14 protein-coding genes and 1 rRNA gene are annotated in these 15,613 nt (G+C 67.3%); 6 read left to right on the forward strand and 9 right to left on the reverse strand.

Annotated features, from left to right (window positions below; all coding sequences use genetic code 11):
* Window positions 1-125 precede the first annotated feature (125 nt).
* Together rrf and F464_RS0117430 are read left to right on the forward strand one after the other, a co-directional pair.
* A 5S ribosomal RNA gene (gene rrf, locus F464_RS0117425) occupies window positions 126-239 on the forward strand.
* A 428-nt stretch (window positions 240-667) separates the two neighbouring features.
* Window positions 668-1,087 carry a VOC family protein gene (locus F464_RS0117430; protein WP_018991124.1) on the forward strand — a complete coding sequence of 140 codons (420 nt, stop codon included), beginning with the start codon at window positions 668-670 and terminating at the stop codon, window positions 1,085-1,087.
* A gap of 28 nt (window positions 1,088-1,115) precedes the next feature.
* Here F464_RS0117430 and hutC read toward each other — a convergent pair whose 3' ends face one another.
* From hutC to hutI, 6 genes are all read right to left on the reverse strand, one after another.
* Window positions 1,116-1,835, reverse strand: coding sequence for a histidine utilization repressor (hutC, locus tag F464_RS0117435; RefSeq protein ID WP_018991125.1), 720 nt, complete (start codon window positions 1,833-1,835; stop codon window positions 1,116-1,118).
* Between the two features lie 123 nt (window positions 1,836-1,958).
* Complete coding sequence (gene hutH / locus F464_RS0117440; RefSeq protein ID WP_198292292.1) at window positions 1,959-3,509, reverse strand: histidine ammonia-lyase; 1,551 nt, start codon at window positions 3,507-3,509, stop codon at window positions 1,959-1,961.
* A 10-nt stretch (window positions 3,510-3,519) separates the two neighbouring features.
* Window positions 3,520-5,199: a urocanate hydratase gene (gene hutU / locus F464_RS0117445; RefSeq protein ID WP_018991127.1), complete on the reverse strand. Its 1,680-nt coding sequence runs from the start codon at window positions 5,197-5,199 to the stop codon at window positions 3,520-3,522.
* Window positions 5,200-5,234: 35 nt separating this feature from the next.
* A complete protein-coding gene (locus F464_RS0117450) occupies window positions 5,235-6,575 on the reverse strand; it encodes a YjiH family protein (RefSeq protein WP_018991128.1) in 1,341 nt (446 codons plus the stop codon).
* Window positions 6,576-6,723: 148 nt separating this feature from the next.
* Window positions 6,724-7,662: a formimidoylglutamase gene (hutG, locus tag F464_RS0117455; protein WP_018991129.1), complete on the reverse strand. Its 939-nt coding sequence runs from the start codon at window positions 7,660-7,662 to the stop codon at window positions 6,724-6,726.
* Window positions 7,659-8,900, reverse strand: a complete 1,242-nt coding sequence (gene hutI, locus F464_RS0117460) for an imidazolonepropionase (protein WP_018991130.1) — start codon at window positions 8,898-8,900, stop codon at window positions 7,659-7,661. Before hutI ends, hutG begins: the two co-directional genes overlap by 4 nt.
* 313 nt (window positions 8,901-9,213) lie before the next feature.
* On the opposite strand from hutI, the gene F464_RS0117465 reads away from it, so the two are divergent.
* Entirely contained in the window at window positions 9,214-9,816 is a 603-nt protein-coding gene (locus F464_RS0117465; RefSeq protein WP_018991131.1) for a HutD/Ves family protein, read from the forward strand.
* Window positions 9,817-9,892: 76 nt separating this feature from the next.
* On the opposite strand, the gene F464_RS0117470 is transcribed toward F464_RS0117465, so the two are convergent.
* A complete protein-coding gene (locus F464_RS0117470; RefSeq protein WP_018991132.1) occupies window positions 9,893-10,324 on the reverse strand; it encodes an Lrp/AsnC family transcriptional regulator in 432 nt (143 codons plus the stop codon).
* A gap of 137 nt (window positions 10,325-10,461) precedes the next feature.
* Between F464_RS0117470 and F464_RS0117480 the strand changes: the two genes are divergently transcribed.
* On the forward strand, window positions 10,462-11,538 hold the full coding sequence (locus tag F464_RS0117480; protein WP_018991134.1) for an ornithine cyclodeaminase: 1,077 nt from the start codon (window positions 10,462-10,464) through the stop codon (window positions 11,536-11,538).
* Window positions 11,539-11,646: 108 nt separating this feature from the next.
* Here the strand turns inward: F464_RS0117480 and gcvA are convergent, their stop codons facing one another.
* Window positions 11,647-12,573, reverse strand: a complete 927-nt coding sequence (gene gcvA / locus F464_RS0117485; protein WP_018991135.1) for a transcriptional regulator GcvA — start codon at window positions 12,571-12,573, stop codon at window positions 11,647-11,649.
* Between the two features lie 199 nt (window positions 12,574-12,772).
* Between gcvA and F464_RS0117490 the strand changes: the two genes are divergently transcribed.
* Window positions 12,773-12,961, forward strand: a complete 189-nt coding sequence (locus F464_RS0117490) for a hypothetical protein (protein WP_018991136.1) — start codon at window positions 12,773-12,775, stop codon at window positions 12,959-12,961.
* Window positions 12,962-13,035: 74 nt separating this feature from the next.
* Window positions 13,036-14,346: a DUF3422 family protein gene (locus tag F464_RS0117495; protein WP_018991137.1), complete on the forward strand. Its 1,311-nt coding sequence runs from the start codon at window positions 13,036-13,038 to the stop codon at window positions 14,344-14,346.
* A 114-nt stretch (window positions 14,347-14,460) separates the two neighbouring features.
* On the opposite strand, the gene F464_RS0117500 is transcribed toward F464_RS0117495, so the two are convergent.
* Window positions 14,461-15,531 (reverse strand): AraC family transcriptional regulator, encoded by a 1,071-nt coding sequence (locus F464_RS0117500; protein ID WP_018991138.1) that lies wholly within the window; start codon window positions 15,529-15,531, stop codon window positions 14,461-14,463.
* Window positions 15,532-15,613 lie beyond the last annotated feature (82 nt).

A 15,613-nucleotide genomic window follows, 5' to 3' on the forward strand; every position in this document is an offset into this window, starting at 1 on the left:
AGCTAACCGATACTAATTGCCCGTGAGGCTTGATCCTATAACCCTGGATCTCAGCGAACTCAACACGCTACACAACAATCACACTCCCCACACACTCTACTTCTCCCCTTTGTGACCCTTTACAGTCTGACGACCATAGCGTCCTGGAACCACTCCTTCCCATCCCGAACAGGACAGTGAAACAGGTCCGCGCCGATGATAGTGCTCTTCGTGAGTGCGAAAGTAGGTCATCGTCAGACTACCCCACGCCAAAAAAGCCGCTCTCCAAACACAGGATGAGCGGCTTTTTTACGCCTACCCGTCGCGCACAACCCCAAACGGCTCCTTCGGCTCGCAAGTCGTTCCACTTCGTCCGCTGTTCAGCGGGATCGGATCCGTTCGACCGGGATGTGCTGTCATCATGAATTCCGCTCCGGATTCGCTTTCGGCCAATCCTCTCCCCCATTCGGTACTGTGACACATCGCCCGCTGGGGTGATTCCGTGCTTCGAAAGCTTGAGCGGGCGACGACGTGACAACTGTCACAGATTCGTGGTTGCCGTGAGGGGGTTCGGTGCATATAACGCAGCGTGGCGTCAGCTTCGACGCGCGCGGCTGACTCCGGGGAACTGTCTGTCGCGGTAGGTGCCGGTGAGCGGGCGTTGCGGCGTTTCCGAAGGAGGTGTGAGATGCTGGTTCAGCCGTATCTGTTCTTCGATGGCCGTTGCGACGAGGCGATCGCGCTTTATCGTAAGGTGCTCGGTGCTGAGGTGACGATGCTGATGCGCTTTCGAGAAAGTCCCGATCCGGCTCCGTCGGGCGTTCTTCCGGTGGGATCGGAAGATAAGGTGATGCACGCGAATTTGAGTTTCGGCGATACTCAGGTGATGGTGTCGGATGGGCGATGCACGGGACAGCCGGGTTTCCAGGGGTTTGCGCTGACGGTGAATCTGGCTGACGTCGCGGAGGTCGAGCGGGTGTTCGGGGCGCTGGCAGACGGCGGGCAGGTGCAGATGCCGCTCGAGAGGACGTTCTGGTCTCCGCGCTTCGGGATGCTTGCCGACCGCTTTGGGGTGTCGTGGATGGTAATGGCGGCGCCCGAGGGGTGAGTGCGCGCCGCTTACCGATGTCCGGCGTTCAGGGCCTGTAGTGCATCGAGGAACGCAGCTTATAGCGGTCGCCCGGGTGAGTGAGCCGCGCGTAGCTGATGAGGTGTTCCTCCGACCAGGTGCGGCGGATCATCAGCAGGCAGGGGGTGGTGGTCGTGGTGTCGAGCGCGGCGGCGGTCTGTGCGTCCGCGAGGATGGCCTCGACGACATGCTCGACGTCCGAGATCGGGCAGGCGGCTACGAGAACTTCGTTCGGGGTGTGGCGCGTGAAATCGGTGTCTAGATAGTCGGGGACCCACTTCGGATTGACGAAGCGCTCCTCGAACTGGATCGGGATGTCGTTTTCGCGATGAACGATCGTCGTGTGGAAGACGCGCGTGCCGAGGCGCACGCCGAGACGCAGGGCGACTTCGTCGTCGGCCTCGATGGCTTCGCAGCGCAGCACCGTATTGCTGTACGTATTGTTGCGGCCGCGGACTTCCGCGGCGATGTTGAGGACTTCGTGCAACGAGGATTCGGCCTTGCGGTCGGTGACGAAGGTGCCGAGGCCAGGCTGGCGCACGAGGTAGCCGCCCTGAACGAGATCGCGGATCGCCTTGTTGGCGGTCATGCGGCTGACGCGGAAGTCTCGGGCGAGCTGTTCTTCAGGCGGGATCTGATGATGGATCGGATATGCGCCGCTGCGAATCTTTTCGAGCAGGAATTCCTCGATCTGGCGGTAGCGGGGGGCGGGGCTGGCCACGGCCATTCCTTTTTGTGGCTGATGCGAGATCGTCATGATACAGCCGGCAGGGTGAGATCGGCATGCGATATGGGTGATTGAGGCAGGCGCCGTTAACGCAGCGGGGCCTGCTTCTTGAGGCGTCGCTTTTCAGGCCTGTGAGGGGAGGAGTCCCGGGGGTATCAGCGGGGACAGGGTGCGTGCGGCGAGCAGTTCGGTCGCCGCGGCGATGTCCGGGGCGAAGAAGCGGTCGACGTCGTAGAAGGGTACTTGCGCGCGCAGTGCGGTGCGGGCCTCTTCGAGCTGCGGGGAGCTCTTGTGGCCATCGCGGAAGTCGAGACCCTGGCAGGCGGCGAGCCATTCGACGGCGAGGATGCCGCGCACGTTGTCGGCCATCGCCCAGAGGCGGCGACCGGCGTTGGGCGCCATCGAGACGTGGTCTTCCTGGTTGGCCGAGGTCGGCAGGCTGTCGACGCTGGCGGGATGCGCGAGCGCCTTGTTGTCGCTGGCGAGCGCGGCGGCGGTGACTTGCGCGATCATGAAGCCGGAGTTCACGCCGCCGTTGGCGACGAGGAAGGCGGGCAGCTGGGACATGTTCTTGTCCATCATCAGCGAGATGCGCCGCTCGGCGAGTGCGCCGATCTCGGCGATGGCGAGTGCGAGGTTGTCGGCGGCCATCGCGACCGGTTCGGCATGGAAGTTGCCGCCGGAGAGGATGTCGTCTTCGTCGGCGAACACCAGCGGGTTGTCGGACACCGCGTTGGCTTCAGCGGCGAGCACCTCGGCGGCCTGGCGGATCTGCGTGAGGCAGGCGCCCATGACCTGCGGTTGGCAGCGCAGCGAGTAGGGATCCTGCACCTTGCCGCAGGCGACGTGCGACTGCGCGATCTCGCTGGTGTCCTCCAGCAGGTGGCGATAGGCCGCGGCCGCGTCGATCTGGCCGCGCTGGCCGCGCGCGGCGTGGATGCGGGCGTCGAACGGCACGCGCGAGCCGAGCGCGGCTTCGACGGTGAGGCTGCCGCAGACGGTGGCGGCGGCGAACAGGTCTTCGGCGTCGAAGAGGCCGCGCAGCGCGTAAGCGGTGGAGACTTGCGTGCCGTTGAGGAGCGCGAGGCCTTCCTTGGCGGCCAGCGTCAGCGGTTCGAGTCCGGCCACGGCGAGCGCCTCGACGGCGTGCAGCCATTTGCCCTGATGACGCGCGCGGCCTTCGCCGAGCAGGGTGAGCGACAGGTGGGCGAGCGGCGCGAGGTCGCCCGAGGCGCCGACCGAGCCCTTGGCCGGGATCTCGGGATAGACGCCCACATTGAGCAGGGCAATCAGCGCGTCGATGACCCGGCGGCGGATGCCGGAGAAGCCGCGGGCGAGGCTATTCACCTTGAGCAGCATGATCAGGCGCACGGTTGCGTCGTCGAGGGCCTCGCCGACGCCGCAGGCGTGTGACAGCACCAGCGAGCGCTGCAGGATCTCGAGGTCCTCGTGCGCGATGCGTGTCTGCGCGAGCAGCCCGAAGCCGGTGTTGATGCCGTAGGCGACGCGGTCCTCGTCGATCACGCGGCGCACGCAGGCGACGCTGCGTTCGATGGCGTCGGAGGCGCTCTCGGGCAGGGTCACGCGGATCGGGTGCTCGTAGGCCTGGCGCAACTGGGCCAGCGTCAGCTCACCGGGGACGAGCGTGAGTTCAATGCTCGGGTCGAAAGTCATTTCGGTCACCTCAGGCTCCTTTCACGGCGTCGAGCATCGGCAGATCCAGCCCGTTGTCGCGCGCGCAGTCGCGGGCGATGTCGTAACCGGCATCGGCGTGGCGCATCACGCCGGTGCCCGGGTCGTTGTGCAGCACGCGGCCGAGGCGGGCGTGGGCTTCGGGCGTGCCGTCGGCAACGATCACGACGCCCGCATGTTGAGAGTAGCCCATGCCGACGCCGCCGCCGTGGTGCAGCGACACCCAAGTCGCGCCGCCGGCGGTGTTGAGCAGCGCGTTGAGCAGCGGCCAGTCGGAGACTGCATCCGAGCCGTCGAGCATGCTCTCGGTCTCGCGATTGGGGCTAGCGACCGACCCGGAGTCGAGGTGGTCGCGGCCGATCACGATCGGGGCTTTCAGTTCTCCCTTCGCGACCATCTCGTTGAAGGCCTGGCCGAGGCGGGCGCGGTCCTTCAGGCCGACCCAGCAGATGCGCGCGGGCAGGCCCTGGAAGCTGATGCGCTCGCGCGCCATGTCGAGCCAGTGGTGCAGGTGCGGGTTGTCCGGGATCAGCTCCTTGACCTTGGCGTCGGTCTTGTAGATGTCCTCGGGGTCACCCGAGAGCGCGACCCAGCGGAAGGGGCCGATGCCCTGGCAGAACAGCGGGCGGATGTAGGCGGGCACGAAGCCGGGGAAATCGAAGGCGTTGGTGACGCCTTCCTCGAAGGCCATCTGGCGGATGTTGTTGCCGTAGTCGAAGGTCGGGATGCCGCGCTCCTTGAAGGCGAGCATCGCGCGCACGTGCTGCGCCATGGAACGCTTCGCGGCGGCGGCGACGACGGCTTCGGGTTCGGTCTTGCCGCGCGCCACGTATTCGTCCCAGGTCCAGCCGGAGGGCAGGTAGCCATGCAGGGGGTCGTGGGCGCTGGTCTGGTCGGTGACCATGTCCGGGCGTACCTCGCGGCGCACGAGCTCGGGCAGGATGTCGGCGGCGTTGCCGCACAGGGCGATCGACTTGGCCACGCCGCGCTGCGTGTAGCGCGCGATGCGGGCCAGCGCGTCGTCGAGGTCCGTGGCCTGTTCGTCGACGTAGCGGGTGCGCAGGCGGAAGTCGATGCGCGATTGCTGGCATTCGATGTTCAGCGAGCAGGCGCCGGCGAGCGTCGCGGCGAGCGGCTGCGCGCCGCCCATGCCGCCGAGGCCGGCGGTGAGCACCCAGCGGCCGGCGAGGCTGCCGCCGTAGTGCTGGCGCCCGGCTTCGACGAAGGTTTCGTAGGTGCCCTGCACGATGCCTTGCGAGCCGATGTAGATCCACGAACCGGCGGTCATCTGGCCGTACATCATCAGGCCCTTGCGGTCGAGCTCGTTGAAGTGCTCCCAGTTCGCCCAAGCGGGCACCAGATTGGAGTTCGCGAGCAGCACGCGCGGGGCATCGCGGTGGGTTTCGAACACGCCGACGGGCTTGCCGGATTGGACCAGCAGGGTCTGGTTGTCCTCCAGGCGGCGCAGGACTTCGACGATCTTGTCGAAGCAGGCCCAGTCGCGTGCGGCGCGGCCGATGCCGCCGTAGACGACCAGCTCCTTCGGGTTCTCGGCCACTTCGGGGTCGAGGTTGTTCATCAGCATGCGCAGTGGGGCTTCGGTCAGCCAGCTTTTCGCGCTGCGTTCGGTGCCGCGGGGGGCGCGGATTTCGGTGTCGCGGAACTTGCTCATTGGGGGCTCCTTGTTTCGATCGTTGTGGATGGCGGTCACAGCCAGCCCTGGTGGTGTGCGAGCTGGGCCAGCGGGATGGTGAACACCAGGCTCAGGACGGTGCGCTGCAACCAGATCACGAGCAGGTCGCGCAGGCGCATGGGGATCCGCGTGGCAAGCACGCAGGGAATCGAGGCCGAGAGGAACAGCACACTGCTCACCGACACCGTGGCGGCGACGAAGCGCACGACCACGTCGGCGTCCTTGAGCAGCATCGCGGGCAGGAACATCTCGGCGAGGCCGGCGGCGATTGCGCGGGCGACCGTCATCGGCTCGGCGAGGCCGAAGACCCAGGTGACGGGGTAGAGCAGCAGGCCGATAAGGTCGAAGAGCGGCGTGTACTTCGCGGCGAGCAGGCCCAACAGGCCGACGGCGAGGATGCTCGGCAGGATCGCGGCGGTCATGCGCACGCCGTCGGCGAAGGTATCGCGCAGGGTGGCCGAAAGCGCCGGGGCGCTCCGGGCCTGCGTGACGCCGGCATACCACGCGGCCTGGACGCGGCTTTGGCCGGGAGGCAGTTCCGGATCGGGCTGGCCTTCGCTCGGCTGGTGTGACAGCGGATACAGGCGCGCGCTCACGGCGGTGACGGCGAAGGTGACCGCCATGCTGCCCCAGAAGTAAAGGTTCCAAGCCGGCATCAGGTCGAGCGTCTTGGCGACGATCACCATGAAGGGGGCGGACACGGTGGAGAAGCCGGTGGCGATGATCGCGGCTTCGCGCTGCGTGTAGTGGCCCTGGGAGTACATGCGGGAGGTGATGAGGAGGCCGACCGAGTAGCTGCCGACGAAGGACGCCACGGCATCGATCGCGGACTTGCCCGGTGTGCGCCAGATCGGCCGCATCACCGGCTGCATCAGCACGCCGATCAGTTCGAGCAGGCCGAAGCCGATCAGGAACACCAACGCGAGCGAACCCAGCGGCACGATCAGCGAGAGCGGCAGTACCAGCTTCTCGAACAGGAAGGGCAGCATGCCGGGCGCGTACACCGCCTCGGGGCCGACCTTGAACAGGTAGGCGATGCCGATCGCGAGGCCCAGTACCTTCAGCACCGAGAACGTCATCGTGACGGCGTTGTGCCGCCATGTGCCGCTCACCCAGGGATGGATCGCGCCGTAGCCCATGAGTACGAGTGCGATGCCGATCACGAGCGGCCTCGTCTCCTTGAGCAGGTAGCTCGCGGCATGGTCGAGGAGGATCGTCGATTTGCCGGCGATGTCGACGGGCAGGAAGAAGAGCACCAGCCCGATCAGGCTGTAGCCCAGCAGGCGGGCAAGCGTGCCGGCGAGCGTGCGGGTGTGTGCTGGCGCGACGCTCAGCGAGATCTGATCGGCCATCATTTCGCCTCCTCGCGCGAGCTTGTCGGCTCGCCCCGCGTGGCGGGACGCAGACTGTCGCGTGGCGAGGGCGGGGCTTGTCGATGGGTGGGGGGCATGCGGGTCTCCTCCGGTCTGTTTTGTTTGAAACGACGGCCTTGGCGTGAGCCGTTCAGGGGATCAGTTGGATCAGCCGCGCCGCGACGCGGGCGGTCCGGTGGTCGATGTCGAATTCGGGGTTCAGCTCGGCGAGGTCGGCGAGTCGGAGCTTGCCGCTGTCCCGCACGCGCTCGACGAGCGGTTCGAGCAGCGCGAGCGGCACGCCGCGCGCGGCCGGGGCGCTGACGCCGGGGGCTTCGCAGGCGGGCAGGACGTCGAGGTCGATGGTGAGGTAGACGTGGTCGCAGGCGGCGACGAAGGCGTCGAGATCCTCTCCGATGTGCTCGAGGCTCAGGGGGGTGATCTCGCGGTCCTCGCGCACCAGTACGTCGAGTTCGGCTGCGCGGCGGAACAGCGCGCGGGTGTTGGCGGCGCGGCTCACGCCCAGGCAGGCGTAGCGGAAGGGCCAGCCGCGCGCGGCGCAGGCGTCGGCGATCTGCGCGAAGGGCGTGCCGGACGAATGCACGTGGGTCGGGTCGCGCAGGTCGAAGTGGGCGTCGAAATTGACGATGCCGATGCGCGGGGCGTGATCGGCGGTGTCGGCAAGATGGGCGGCGAGGCCTTGCCAGCTTCCCCACGCGACCTCGTGTCCGCCGCCCAGCACGACCGGGAAGTGTCCCGCGGCGAGCAGGGCGCGGACATTTCCGGCAAGGCGCGCCTGGGCCGCTTCGAGATCGCCATCGTCGCAGGGGAGGTCGCCGGCGTCGTAGGCGGGATTTTCGCGATGCCAGGCGAGGCTCGCGAGCGCCTTGCGGATCGCGACCGGGGCGTCCGCCGCGCCGGGGCGGCCCTTGTTGCGGCGTACGCCTTCGTCGCACGCGAAACCAAGCAGGGCGACGCCGGGGGCGGCGGCGGTGTCGAGCGGGCGGATGGCCTGGTGCCAGCGCGGGCTATCGGGTTCGGGGTCAATGCGCCCGGTCCACACGTCCATGTTCTTGCGGTCAGGGTTCATTGCGCCTCCTGCGTGCATTCGTCGCTGCGGTTGTGCGTGATCTCGCCCTTGAACACGCGCTGGCGCAGGCGTCCGGGCTGGACCGCGTAGGCGAGTTCTGTCGGACTCGCGACGTCCCACACACACAGATCTGCGCACATCCCCTCGGCGATGCGCCCGGTGTCGGTCTGCCCTAGCGCGCGGGCGCCGTTCGCGGTCATGCCGGCGAGCGCCTCGCGCGGGGTCAGGCGGAACAGCGTGCAGGCGAGGTTGAGCATCAGCGTCGGCATGAAGAGCGGCGAGCTACCGGGGTTGGCGTCGGTCGCGATCGCGATCGGCACGCCGTGGCGGCGCAGGGCGTCGACGGGCGGCAATTGCGTCTCGCGCAGGGTGAGGAAGGCGCCGGGGAGCAGGGTCGCGACGGTGCCGGCTTCAGCCAGCGCGCGCACGCCTGTCTCGTCGAGGTATTCGATGTGATCGGCCGACAATGCGCCGTGGCGTGCCGCCAGTGCCGCGCCGCCCAGGTTGGAGAGCTGTTCGGCGTGCGCTTTTACGTGCAGGCCGTGGCGCGCGGCGGCGGCGAACACGCGTTCGCACTGTGCGGGGCTGAAAGCGATTCCTTCGCAGAAGACGTCGACCGCGTCGGCGAGCCCTGCGGCCGCGGCGGCGGGGATCATTTCCTCGCACACGAGGCGGATGTAGCCGTCCTGGTCGCCCTTGTATTCGGGCGGCAGGGCGTGCGCGCCGAGCAGTGTCGTCAATACACGCACGGGGAGGCGTTCGCCGAGGCGGCGCGCGACACGCAGCATTTTCAGTTCGTCGGCCAGCGTGAGGCCGTAGCCGGATTTGATCTCGACCGTGGTCACGCCGTCGGCGACGAGCGCGGCGAGGCGGGGCAGTGCGGCGGCGAGGAGTTCGTCTTCGCTCGCGGCACGGGTCGCGCGCACGGTGCTGAGGATGCCGCCGCCGGCCTGCGCGATCTCGGCGTAGCTCGCGCCTTCGAGGCGCCGTGCGAACTCGTCGGCGCGGTTGCCGCCGAACACGAGGTGGGTGTGGCAGTCGACGAGGCCTGGGGTCATCACGCCGCCTCGGCCCATGTCGCGAACGCTGGCTGCGTCAGCTGCGGGCAGGGCCTCGCTCGGGCACAGCTTCGCGATGCGACCGCCTTCGACCAGCACCGCCATCGGGGCGGGCAGTTCCCGTTCGCCGTCGAAGATCGTGACGTCCCGCCAGAGGAGGCGGGGGTGGGGGGCGGGCATCGCGGTGTCTCCGTGTTGGTTGACTTGTATATACAATAGAGTCGCGACGGTGAGGCGTCAAGGGATTTCTTTCCGATCGGCTGTGGCGATTTTGGAGCGTCCGGCCGATGCGCGCGTCGGCTTCATCTGCCCGTATTCTTCGGGTATGGAGCAGGTTTGAGTGCCGTGTGCTCCGGATGGGAGCTTGCCGGAGCGGCGGCTCGTGCGTGCGGCTGTTTGCCGGATCGGAGCTCCAGGATTTAATGTATATACATCTTGTCGGGCGGCGGAAGGTGCCGCCATCGACGAACTGATCGCAGGGAGGGGTATGAGGATGTTGAAACTCGCGGCCGAGGCGTATCGCCGGATGCCCTGGAAGAACGGTGGAGGCGTGACGCTGGAGATTGCCGTCGCGCCGGCCGGCGCAGGGCTCTATGACTTCGAGTGGCGCATCAGCAGCGCACACGTCGAAGTGGCGGGGCCGTTCTCCACGTTTCCCGGCATCGATCGCAGCCTGGCGCTGCTCGGTGGCGCGGGGATGGACCTCGTCGTGGACGGGCGGCGTGCAGCCCTCGCACAGGACGGGCCGGTATGCGCCTTCGACGGGGGCGCCGCGGCCCGCGCGGAACTGCCGGTGGGGCCCGTGACGGACTTCAACGTGATGAGCCGTCGCGGCCGCTGGACGCATCGGCTGACGCGCATGCGCCTCGATACCGCCCGTGAGCTGCAGACCGATGCTGACGTCGCCTTGCTCTACTGTGCTTCGGGTCGTCTGACAGTGCGCGCCGAGGGGTATGGGCCGTTGGTACTGGAGGTCGGGGACGCGCTGCAGGTCGAGGGCGTGGCGCCGCTCATCGTGCAGCTCGCACCCTCAGGCGCGGTTTCGCTGCTCGTCGCCGAGTTATCGCGCGGCGCACGGACCGTGTCCTCGCGATGACGGCGGTGCGGAGGCTGATCGCGGAGATCCGCGCCGCGTTCTTCCTCCCGCTTTCCCTCTCAGCGGAGCGGCGCCGTCAGGAGCTTTCGCCGCGATAGCTGGCGAGGTGGATGCTGGTCTCGGTGTGCTGGATGCTGCGGATCAGCCGGATGCGTTCGAGCACGTTCGACAGCTCCGTGAGGTTCTCCGCGCGCAGTTCCGCGAGCAGGTCCCAGCGGCCGTTGGTGTCGTGCAGCGATGCGACGCCCGGCTCGCCGAGCAGGCTGGCGATCACCGAACGCGTCTCGTTGCCGGCGACGACGATGCTCATCCACGCGCGGATCTCGTTGGGGTGCGAGTCGGGCCGCAGCTTCACCGTGTAGCCGACGATGATCCCGTCGTTCTCGAGCTTGGTGATGCGGTTCGTGACGGTGCCGCGCGACACCTTCAACTTGTGCGCGAGATGCGCGACGCTCATCCGCGCGTCGTTGCGCAGGAGGCTGATCAGTTGCTGGTCCAGGCTGTCCATTTTGTCGAACTGTCAGTAAGTGTTATCGAATTGATCAATTTGTTATCAAAATAGCACAGTTGGTGTCATTTTTATTGACGCGGAACTGGTCGATCATGTCGACACTGAATTGCAAGACACCAACGAGGAGCGAGACCATGAAAACCAGCAACCGTATCCCCACCCGTTTCCTGAGCGCGGAGCGCGCCGCCGAACTGGTTGCCGGGAAGGGCTTCGCGCACTGCCTCGCGGGCATGGCCGAGTACATCCGCCAGGACTTCCTGCGCTGGAACGATTTCGAGAAGACCGCGCGCGTTGCCAATCATTCCGACGACGGCGTGATCGAGCTGATGCCGATCTCGGACGACTCCCTGTACTCCTTCAAGTACGTGAATGGCCATCCGAAGAATCATCGCTTCGGCTTGAGCACGGTGATGGCGTTCGGTGTGCTCGCCGATGTCGATACCGGCGCCCCGACGCTGGTCAGCGAACTGACCCTCACGACGGCGCTGCGCACCGCCGCGACTTCCGCGGTCGCAGCCCGCGCACTGGCGCGCCCGGACAGCAAGCGCATGGCGCTGATCGGCAACGGTGCGCAGAGCGAGTTCCAGGCGCTGGCCTTCCATCACCTCCTGGGCATTACGGAGTTCCACCTGTTCGACGTCGATGCCGCGGCGACCGACAAGCTGATGCGCAACCTCGAGCGCATGGGCCTGTCCGCCAAGCGCTTCGGCAGCACGCGGGATGCCGTGAAGGGCTGTGACATCGTCACCACCGTGACGGCCGACAAGTCCAACGCGACGATCCTGACGCCGGACATGATCGAGCCGGGCATGCACATCAACGGGGTGGGCGGCGATTGCCCGGGCAAGACCGAGTTGCACGCCGACGTGCTGCGCATGGGGCGCGTGTTCTGCGAATTCGAGCCGCAGTCGCGCGTCGAGGGCGACATGCAGCAGATGCCGGCAGACTTCGCGGTGACGGAGTTGTGGAATGTGCTTGCCGGCACGGTGCCGGGTCGTCAGGCCGCGGACGAAGTGACGGTGTTCGATTCGGTCGGCTTCGCGCTGGAGGATTTCTCCGCGCTGCGTTTCATGCGCGACCTCGCGATCGAGCTGGGTGTCGAGGAAGAAATTTCGCTGATTCCCGATCTCGCCGACCCGAAGAACCTGTTCGGTTCGGTGCCGGTCAGCGCCGCCCCGCATGCTGCGGTGCGCGAGTTGCAGGCCGCCTGAGCCGTACCGGGTTCGCTCCATGCGGCGGCTCGACCATCCCCGCGTTCGCCCTCATCGCGGGCGAGAGCGGGGCGCATTCCGCGCCGATGAAGCGTTGTCGGTGTGCCTTTACGCCGCCCGTTCCGCGGCGGGTTTCGGGGCGTCGCGGTAGGCTGCGGCCTCGGCCAGCAGCCATTCGGTAAAGCGTTTCAGCGCCGGGTTCGCGCTCGGCGGGTCGGGGTAGACGAGGTGGTAGCCCATCTCGGAGCGCAGCGGCAGCTCGAAGGGAATGACCAGCTGCCCCGACTCCAGTTCGCTCAGCGCCAGGAAACGCGGCACGAGCGCAACGCCCAGTCCCGCGCAGGCGGCTTCCACGAGCATCGAGAACAGGTCGAAGCGCGGGCCGCCCATCGCGTCCACGTCCTTCACGCCTGCCGCCTCGAACCAGCGCTGCCACGCGGCGTGGCGATTCACCTGATGGAGCAGCGGCAGGCGCGCGAGGTCGCGCGGTTCGCGGCACGGCTGCTCGTGCAGCAGCTGGGGACTGCACACCGGTACCATCTCCTCGCCGAACAGCGGGTGCGAGATCGCGCCCGCCCATGCCGGGGATCCGAAATGGATCGCGGCGTCGAACGAGGTTTCGGTGAAGACGAAGGGGTCGGAGCGTGTCCTCAGATTCACAGTGATCCCCGGATTGGCTGCGTGGAAGTGCGCGAGCCGCGGGATCAGCCAGCGCGACCCGAAGGTCGGGATCACAGCCAGTTCCAGCACGTTGCGTTCGCCGCGGTGCGACATCAGCGAGACCGTATGTCGCTCCAGCCGGTCGAGATCCTCCGCCACGCGCTTCGCGTAGATCGCGCCGGCCTCGGTCAGCGAAATGCGCTTTTTGATGCGGTTGAACAGCGGCACGCCGAGGTAATCCTCCAGCGAGGCGATCTGTTTGCACACTGCGCTCTGCGTGAGCGACAGCGCATCGGCCGCGCGCGTGAAACTGAGGTGGCGTGCGGCGGCGTCGAATGCAACGAGGGCCTCGATGCTGGGAATGCGCCGGCGCATGGATACTTCCTCCGAGTCATGATCTTCGTAGTTTATTTCGTTTGAGCCTGTCCGGCGCTTGAACAAGAATTCGTATCGGCCAGTCGGCACCCCGATAAGGAAACACGACGCCAATGTGCGTGCAGGGAGGGCGGAGCAGCGCTCCGGGAAAGCCGATTGTTTTCCTTCTTTTCAAGACGCTCGAATCGGAGACAGCAAAATGATTTCCCAGCAACAGGCAGCCATCAAGGATTTCGGATTCATCGCCGGCAAGACTGGTGCAAAGCTCGGCGGCGAGCTCGCGAGCCGGTTGAAGCGCCGTGTCGATCCGCGCTGCGAGGACTATGAAACCCAGGTCGAGGCGGAGCGCCGCGACCTCGCCGCGGTGGTCGTGCTCGGCTACAACTGACCGGCCGGTGGGCGCGCTGAGCCCGTCGGCTCCGCGCGGAACGGCGCGTAGCGCGCCCGCCGCGGCATCCTGTGATGAATCTTCCCCGCAGTCTGAATCACCCGCAGCGGCTCGCGATCGCGAGCGAGATCCATTCCCGGCCCTTCATGGTCATCGGCGCGCCGGCGCGCGTGTCCCACCTCGCGATCCACAGCGAGGAGGGGGGTGAGTGGCACGAGCGTGCGCTGCAGGGGCTGTGCGCGCGTTTCGGCGTGTCCGGGCCCCGGGCCGGGGCGCAGCACTTCTTCCATGACTTCGGCCATTTCCGCATCAAGTGGGAGCGGCACACCGAATTCGCGACCTTCACCTTCGTCGAGCCCGGGCGCGGCGGCGCCGATTTCGCGCAGACGGCGATGCGCCACGTGCCGATGGACTGGCTCGAGTCGCTCGGCGCGTCGGTCGTGGTCGCCTCGCATATCCATGCGGAGCAGGGCGAACCGCTGGATCTCGCCGACGAACGGCTGCACACGCTGTTTCCGATGCCGCCGTTGGTCGGGAGTCGCGTGCTGTCCGGGGGCGAGATCTGGACGGACTTCCAGGTCGGGCCGGACGGTTTCTCGCGCTATCTGGTGCGCGACACCGGCCTGCGCGAGGCGCAGATGGGGCGGCTCGTGCAGCGCATCTGCGAGATCGAGACTTACCTGATGATGGCGCTGCTTGCGCTGCCGCTCGCGCGCGAAGGTATCGTGCGCCTCGACGGCATCGAAGAGGATCTGAGCGATGTCGGCACCCAACTGTGCGAACTCGACATCGACGGTGACGCCGAGCAGCTGCTGCACGAGATCTCGCGCCTCGACGCGCGCATGCGTGCGATGTCGCACGCGACCGGCTATCGCTTCAGTGCCGCGCAGGCCTACCACCGTATCGTGCAGGCGCGCATCGGCGAATTGCGCGAGCAGCGCATCGAGGGGGTGCCGACGATAGGCGAGTTCATGGAGCGGCGCCTCGCGCCGGCGATGGATACCTGCGTGTCGGTGGCCGCGCGGCAGGACGCGCTCGCCCACAAGGTGAGCCGCGCCAACGACATGCTGCGTACGCGCGTGAACCTCGCGCAGGAGCGGCAGAACCAGAGCGTGCTGGAGAGTCTGAGTCGCAGCGCGCGCCTGCAGCTGAAGCTGCAGCAGGCGGTGGAAGGGCTGTCGGTGGTAGCGATCTCCTACTACGGCATCGGACTCGCGGCGTATGGGCTGAAGGCGTTGAAAGGGTGGGGCGTCGACGTCGCGGTCGACCAAGCGATCGGTCTCGCTCTGCCGCTGGTGTGTGCAGCGACGTGGTACGGGACGCGGCGGCTGCATGGGAAGCTGCACAGGCTGGGCGTGGACAAGGTGGGCGTGGTGCGCCCGTAGCTGCGCGGACTCCGCTGCGCGTCGGGCGGGATGGACTTCCGCCGTTCGGCCCCGGGGGCGCCGCCAAAGCCCTCACGGCGGCTGTGTGGCGGGATTCGCTGCGCTGCTCCCGCCCTACATGTCGCTGCGGGAACCGGGGTCCGTCGTTGCCACTGCGCGCTCCCGGAAGGCACTCGGCGATTCGCCGGTCCATTGGCGGAAGGCGCGTGAAAAACTCTTCTCGTTGGTGAATCCGACTGCCTGCGCGATTTGCTTGATTGGCCGGCTCGTGCGGTTCAGCAACTCTACCGCGCGCTCTCGCCGCGCTTCGTCCTTCAATTCCTGCAGCGATGCTCCTTCGTCGTCGAGCTGGCGGTGCAACGTGCGTGGCGACAGGTGCAGGCGTTCGGCGAGCGTTTCGGCGGTCGCGCCCTCGTCGAGCCGTTCGCGCAACAGGTGGCGCACGCGCTGCACCAGCAGGCGGTCGCGGCGGTATTGCAGCACGGTCAGCGGCAGTGCGCGGCGCAGCATCTGCTGCAGCGCCGCCTCGTCGCGCCGTAGCGGCAGGCGCAGGTATTGGGCGTCGAAGCGGATCTCGGCCTGGTCGGTGTCGAAATGCACCGGGCCCTGGAACAGCAGCGGATAGACGTTCTTGTGTGGCGGCGCGGGGAAGGGGAAGCTGGCCGCGAGCAGCGGGATGCGCGAGTCGACCGCCCAGCAGGCGTAGCCCAGCACGTAGCGCAGCAGCGTGACGAGGCAGAATTCGTGCATGTCGCCGAGGTAGCGGCGCACCTCGATGCGCAGCGTGGCGATCGCGCCGTCGTCGCCGAGCTGCAGCAGGATGTCGTCGGTGAGCAGGCGGTGATGCCGACACCAGCGCTTCAACGCGACGCCGAGCTCGGGCGCGGTGATCGACGCGCGGCACAGCATGCCGTAGCTGCCCCAAGGCAGGCGGCGCGAGAACCAGCCCAGCGCCTCGTCGTCGAGTTCCTGCATCGCGACCGCGGACATGATCTCCATCTGCGCCGCGGTCACGCGGGCGGCGGGGTCGTCGAGCGCCGCCGGTGGTATCTGTGCCTCGCGCAAGGCGTTGGCAGGATTGATCCCGTAGCGGCGGTAGGCCGCGACGATCGCGCGGATGAAGGCGACGGGCGTTGCTGCGGGGCCGCGCGTGGGGTCGCCAACCGAAGGGATTACGGTTGCCATCGGGGCATCATAAGTTGCTTGGCAGGATTTGCAACCACCTTGGCGCCCGCTGCGTCGCCCGCGGGCCTACTCTTACGCAGTC

It is taken from the genome of Aromatoleum toluclasticum ATCC 700605 (genome assembly GCF_000378245.1).
Lineage (GTDB): Bacteria > Pseudomonadota > Gammaproteobacteria > Burkholderiales > Rhodocyclaceae > Aromatoleum > Aromatoleum toluclasticum.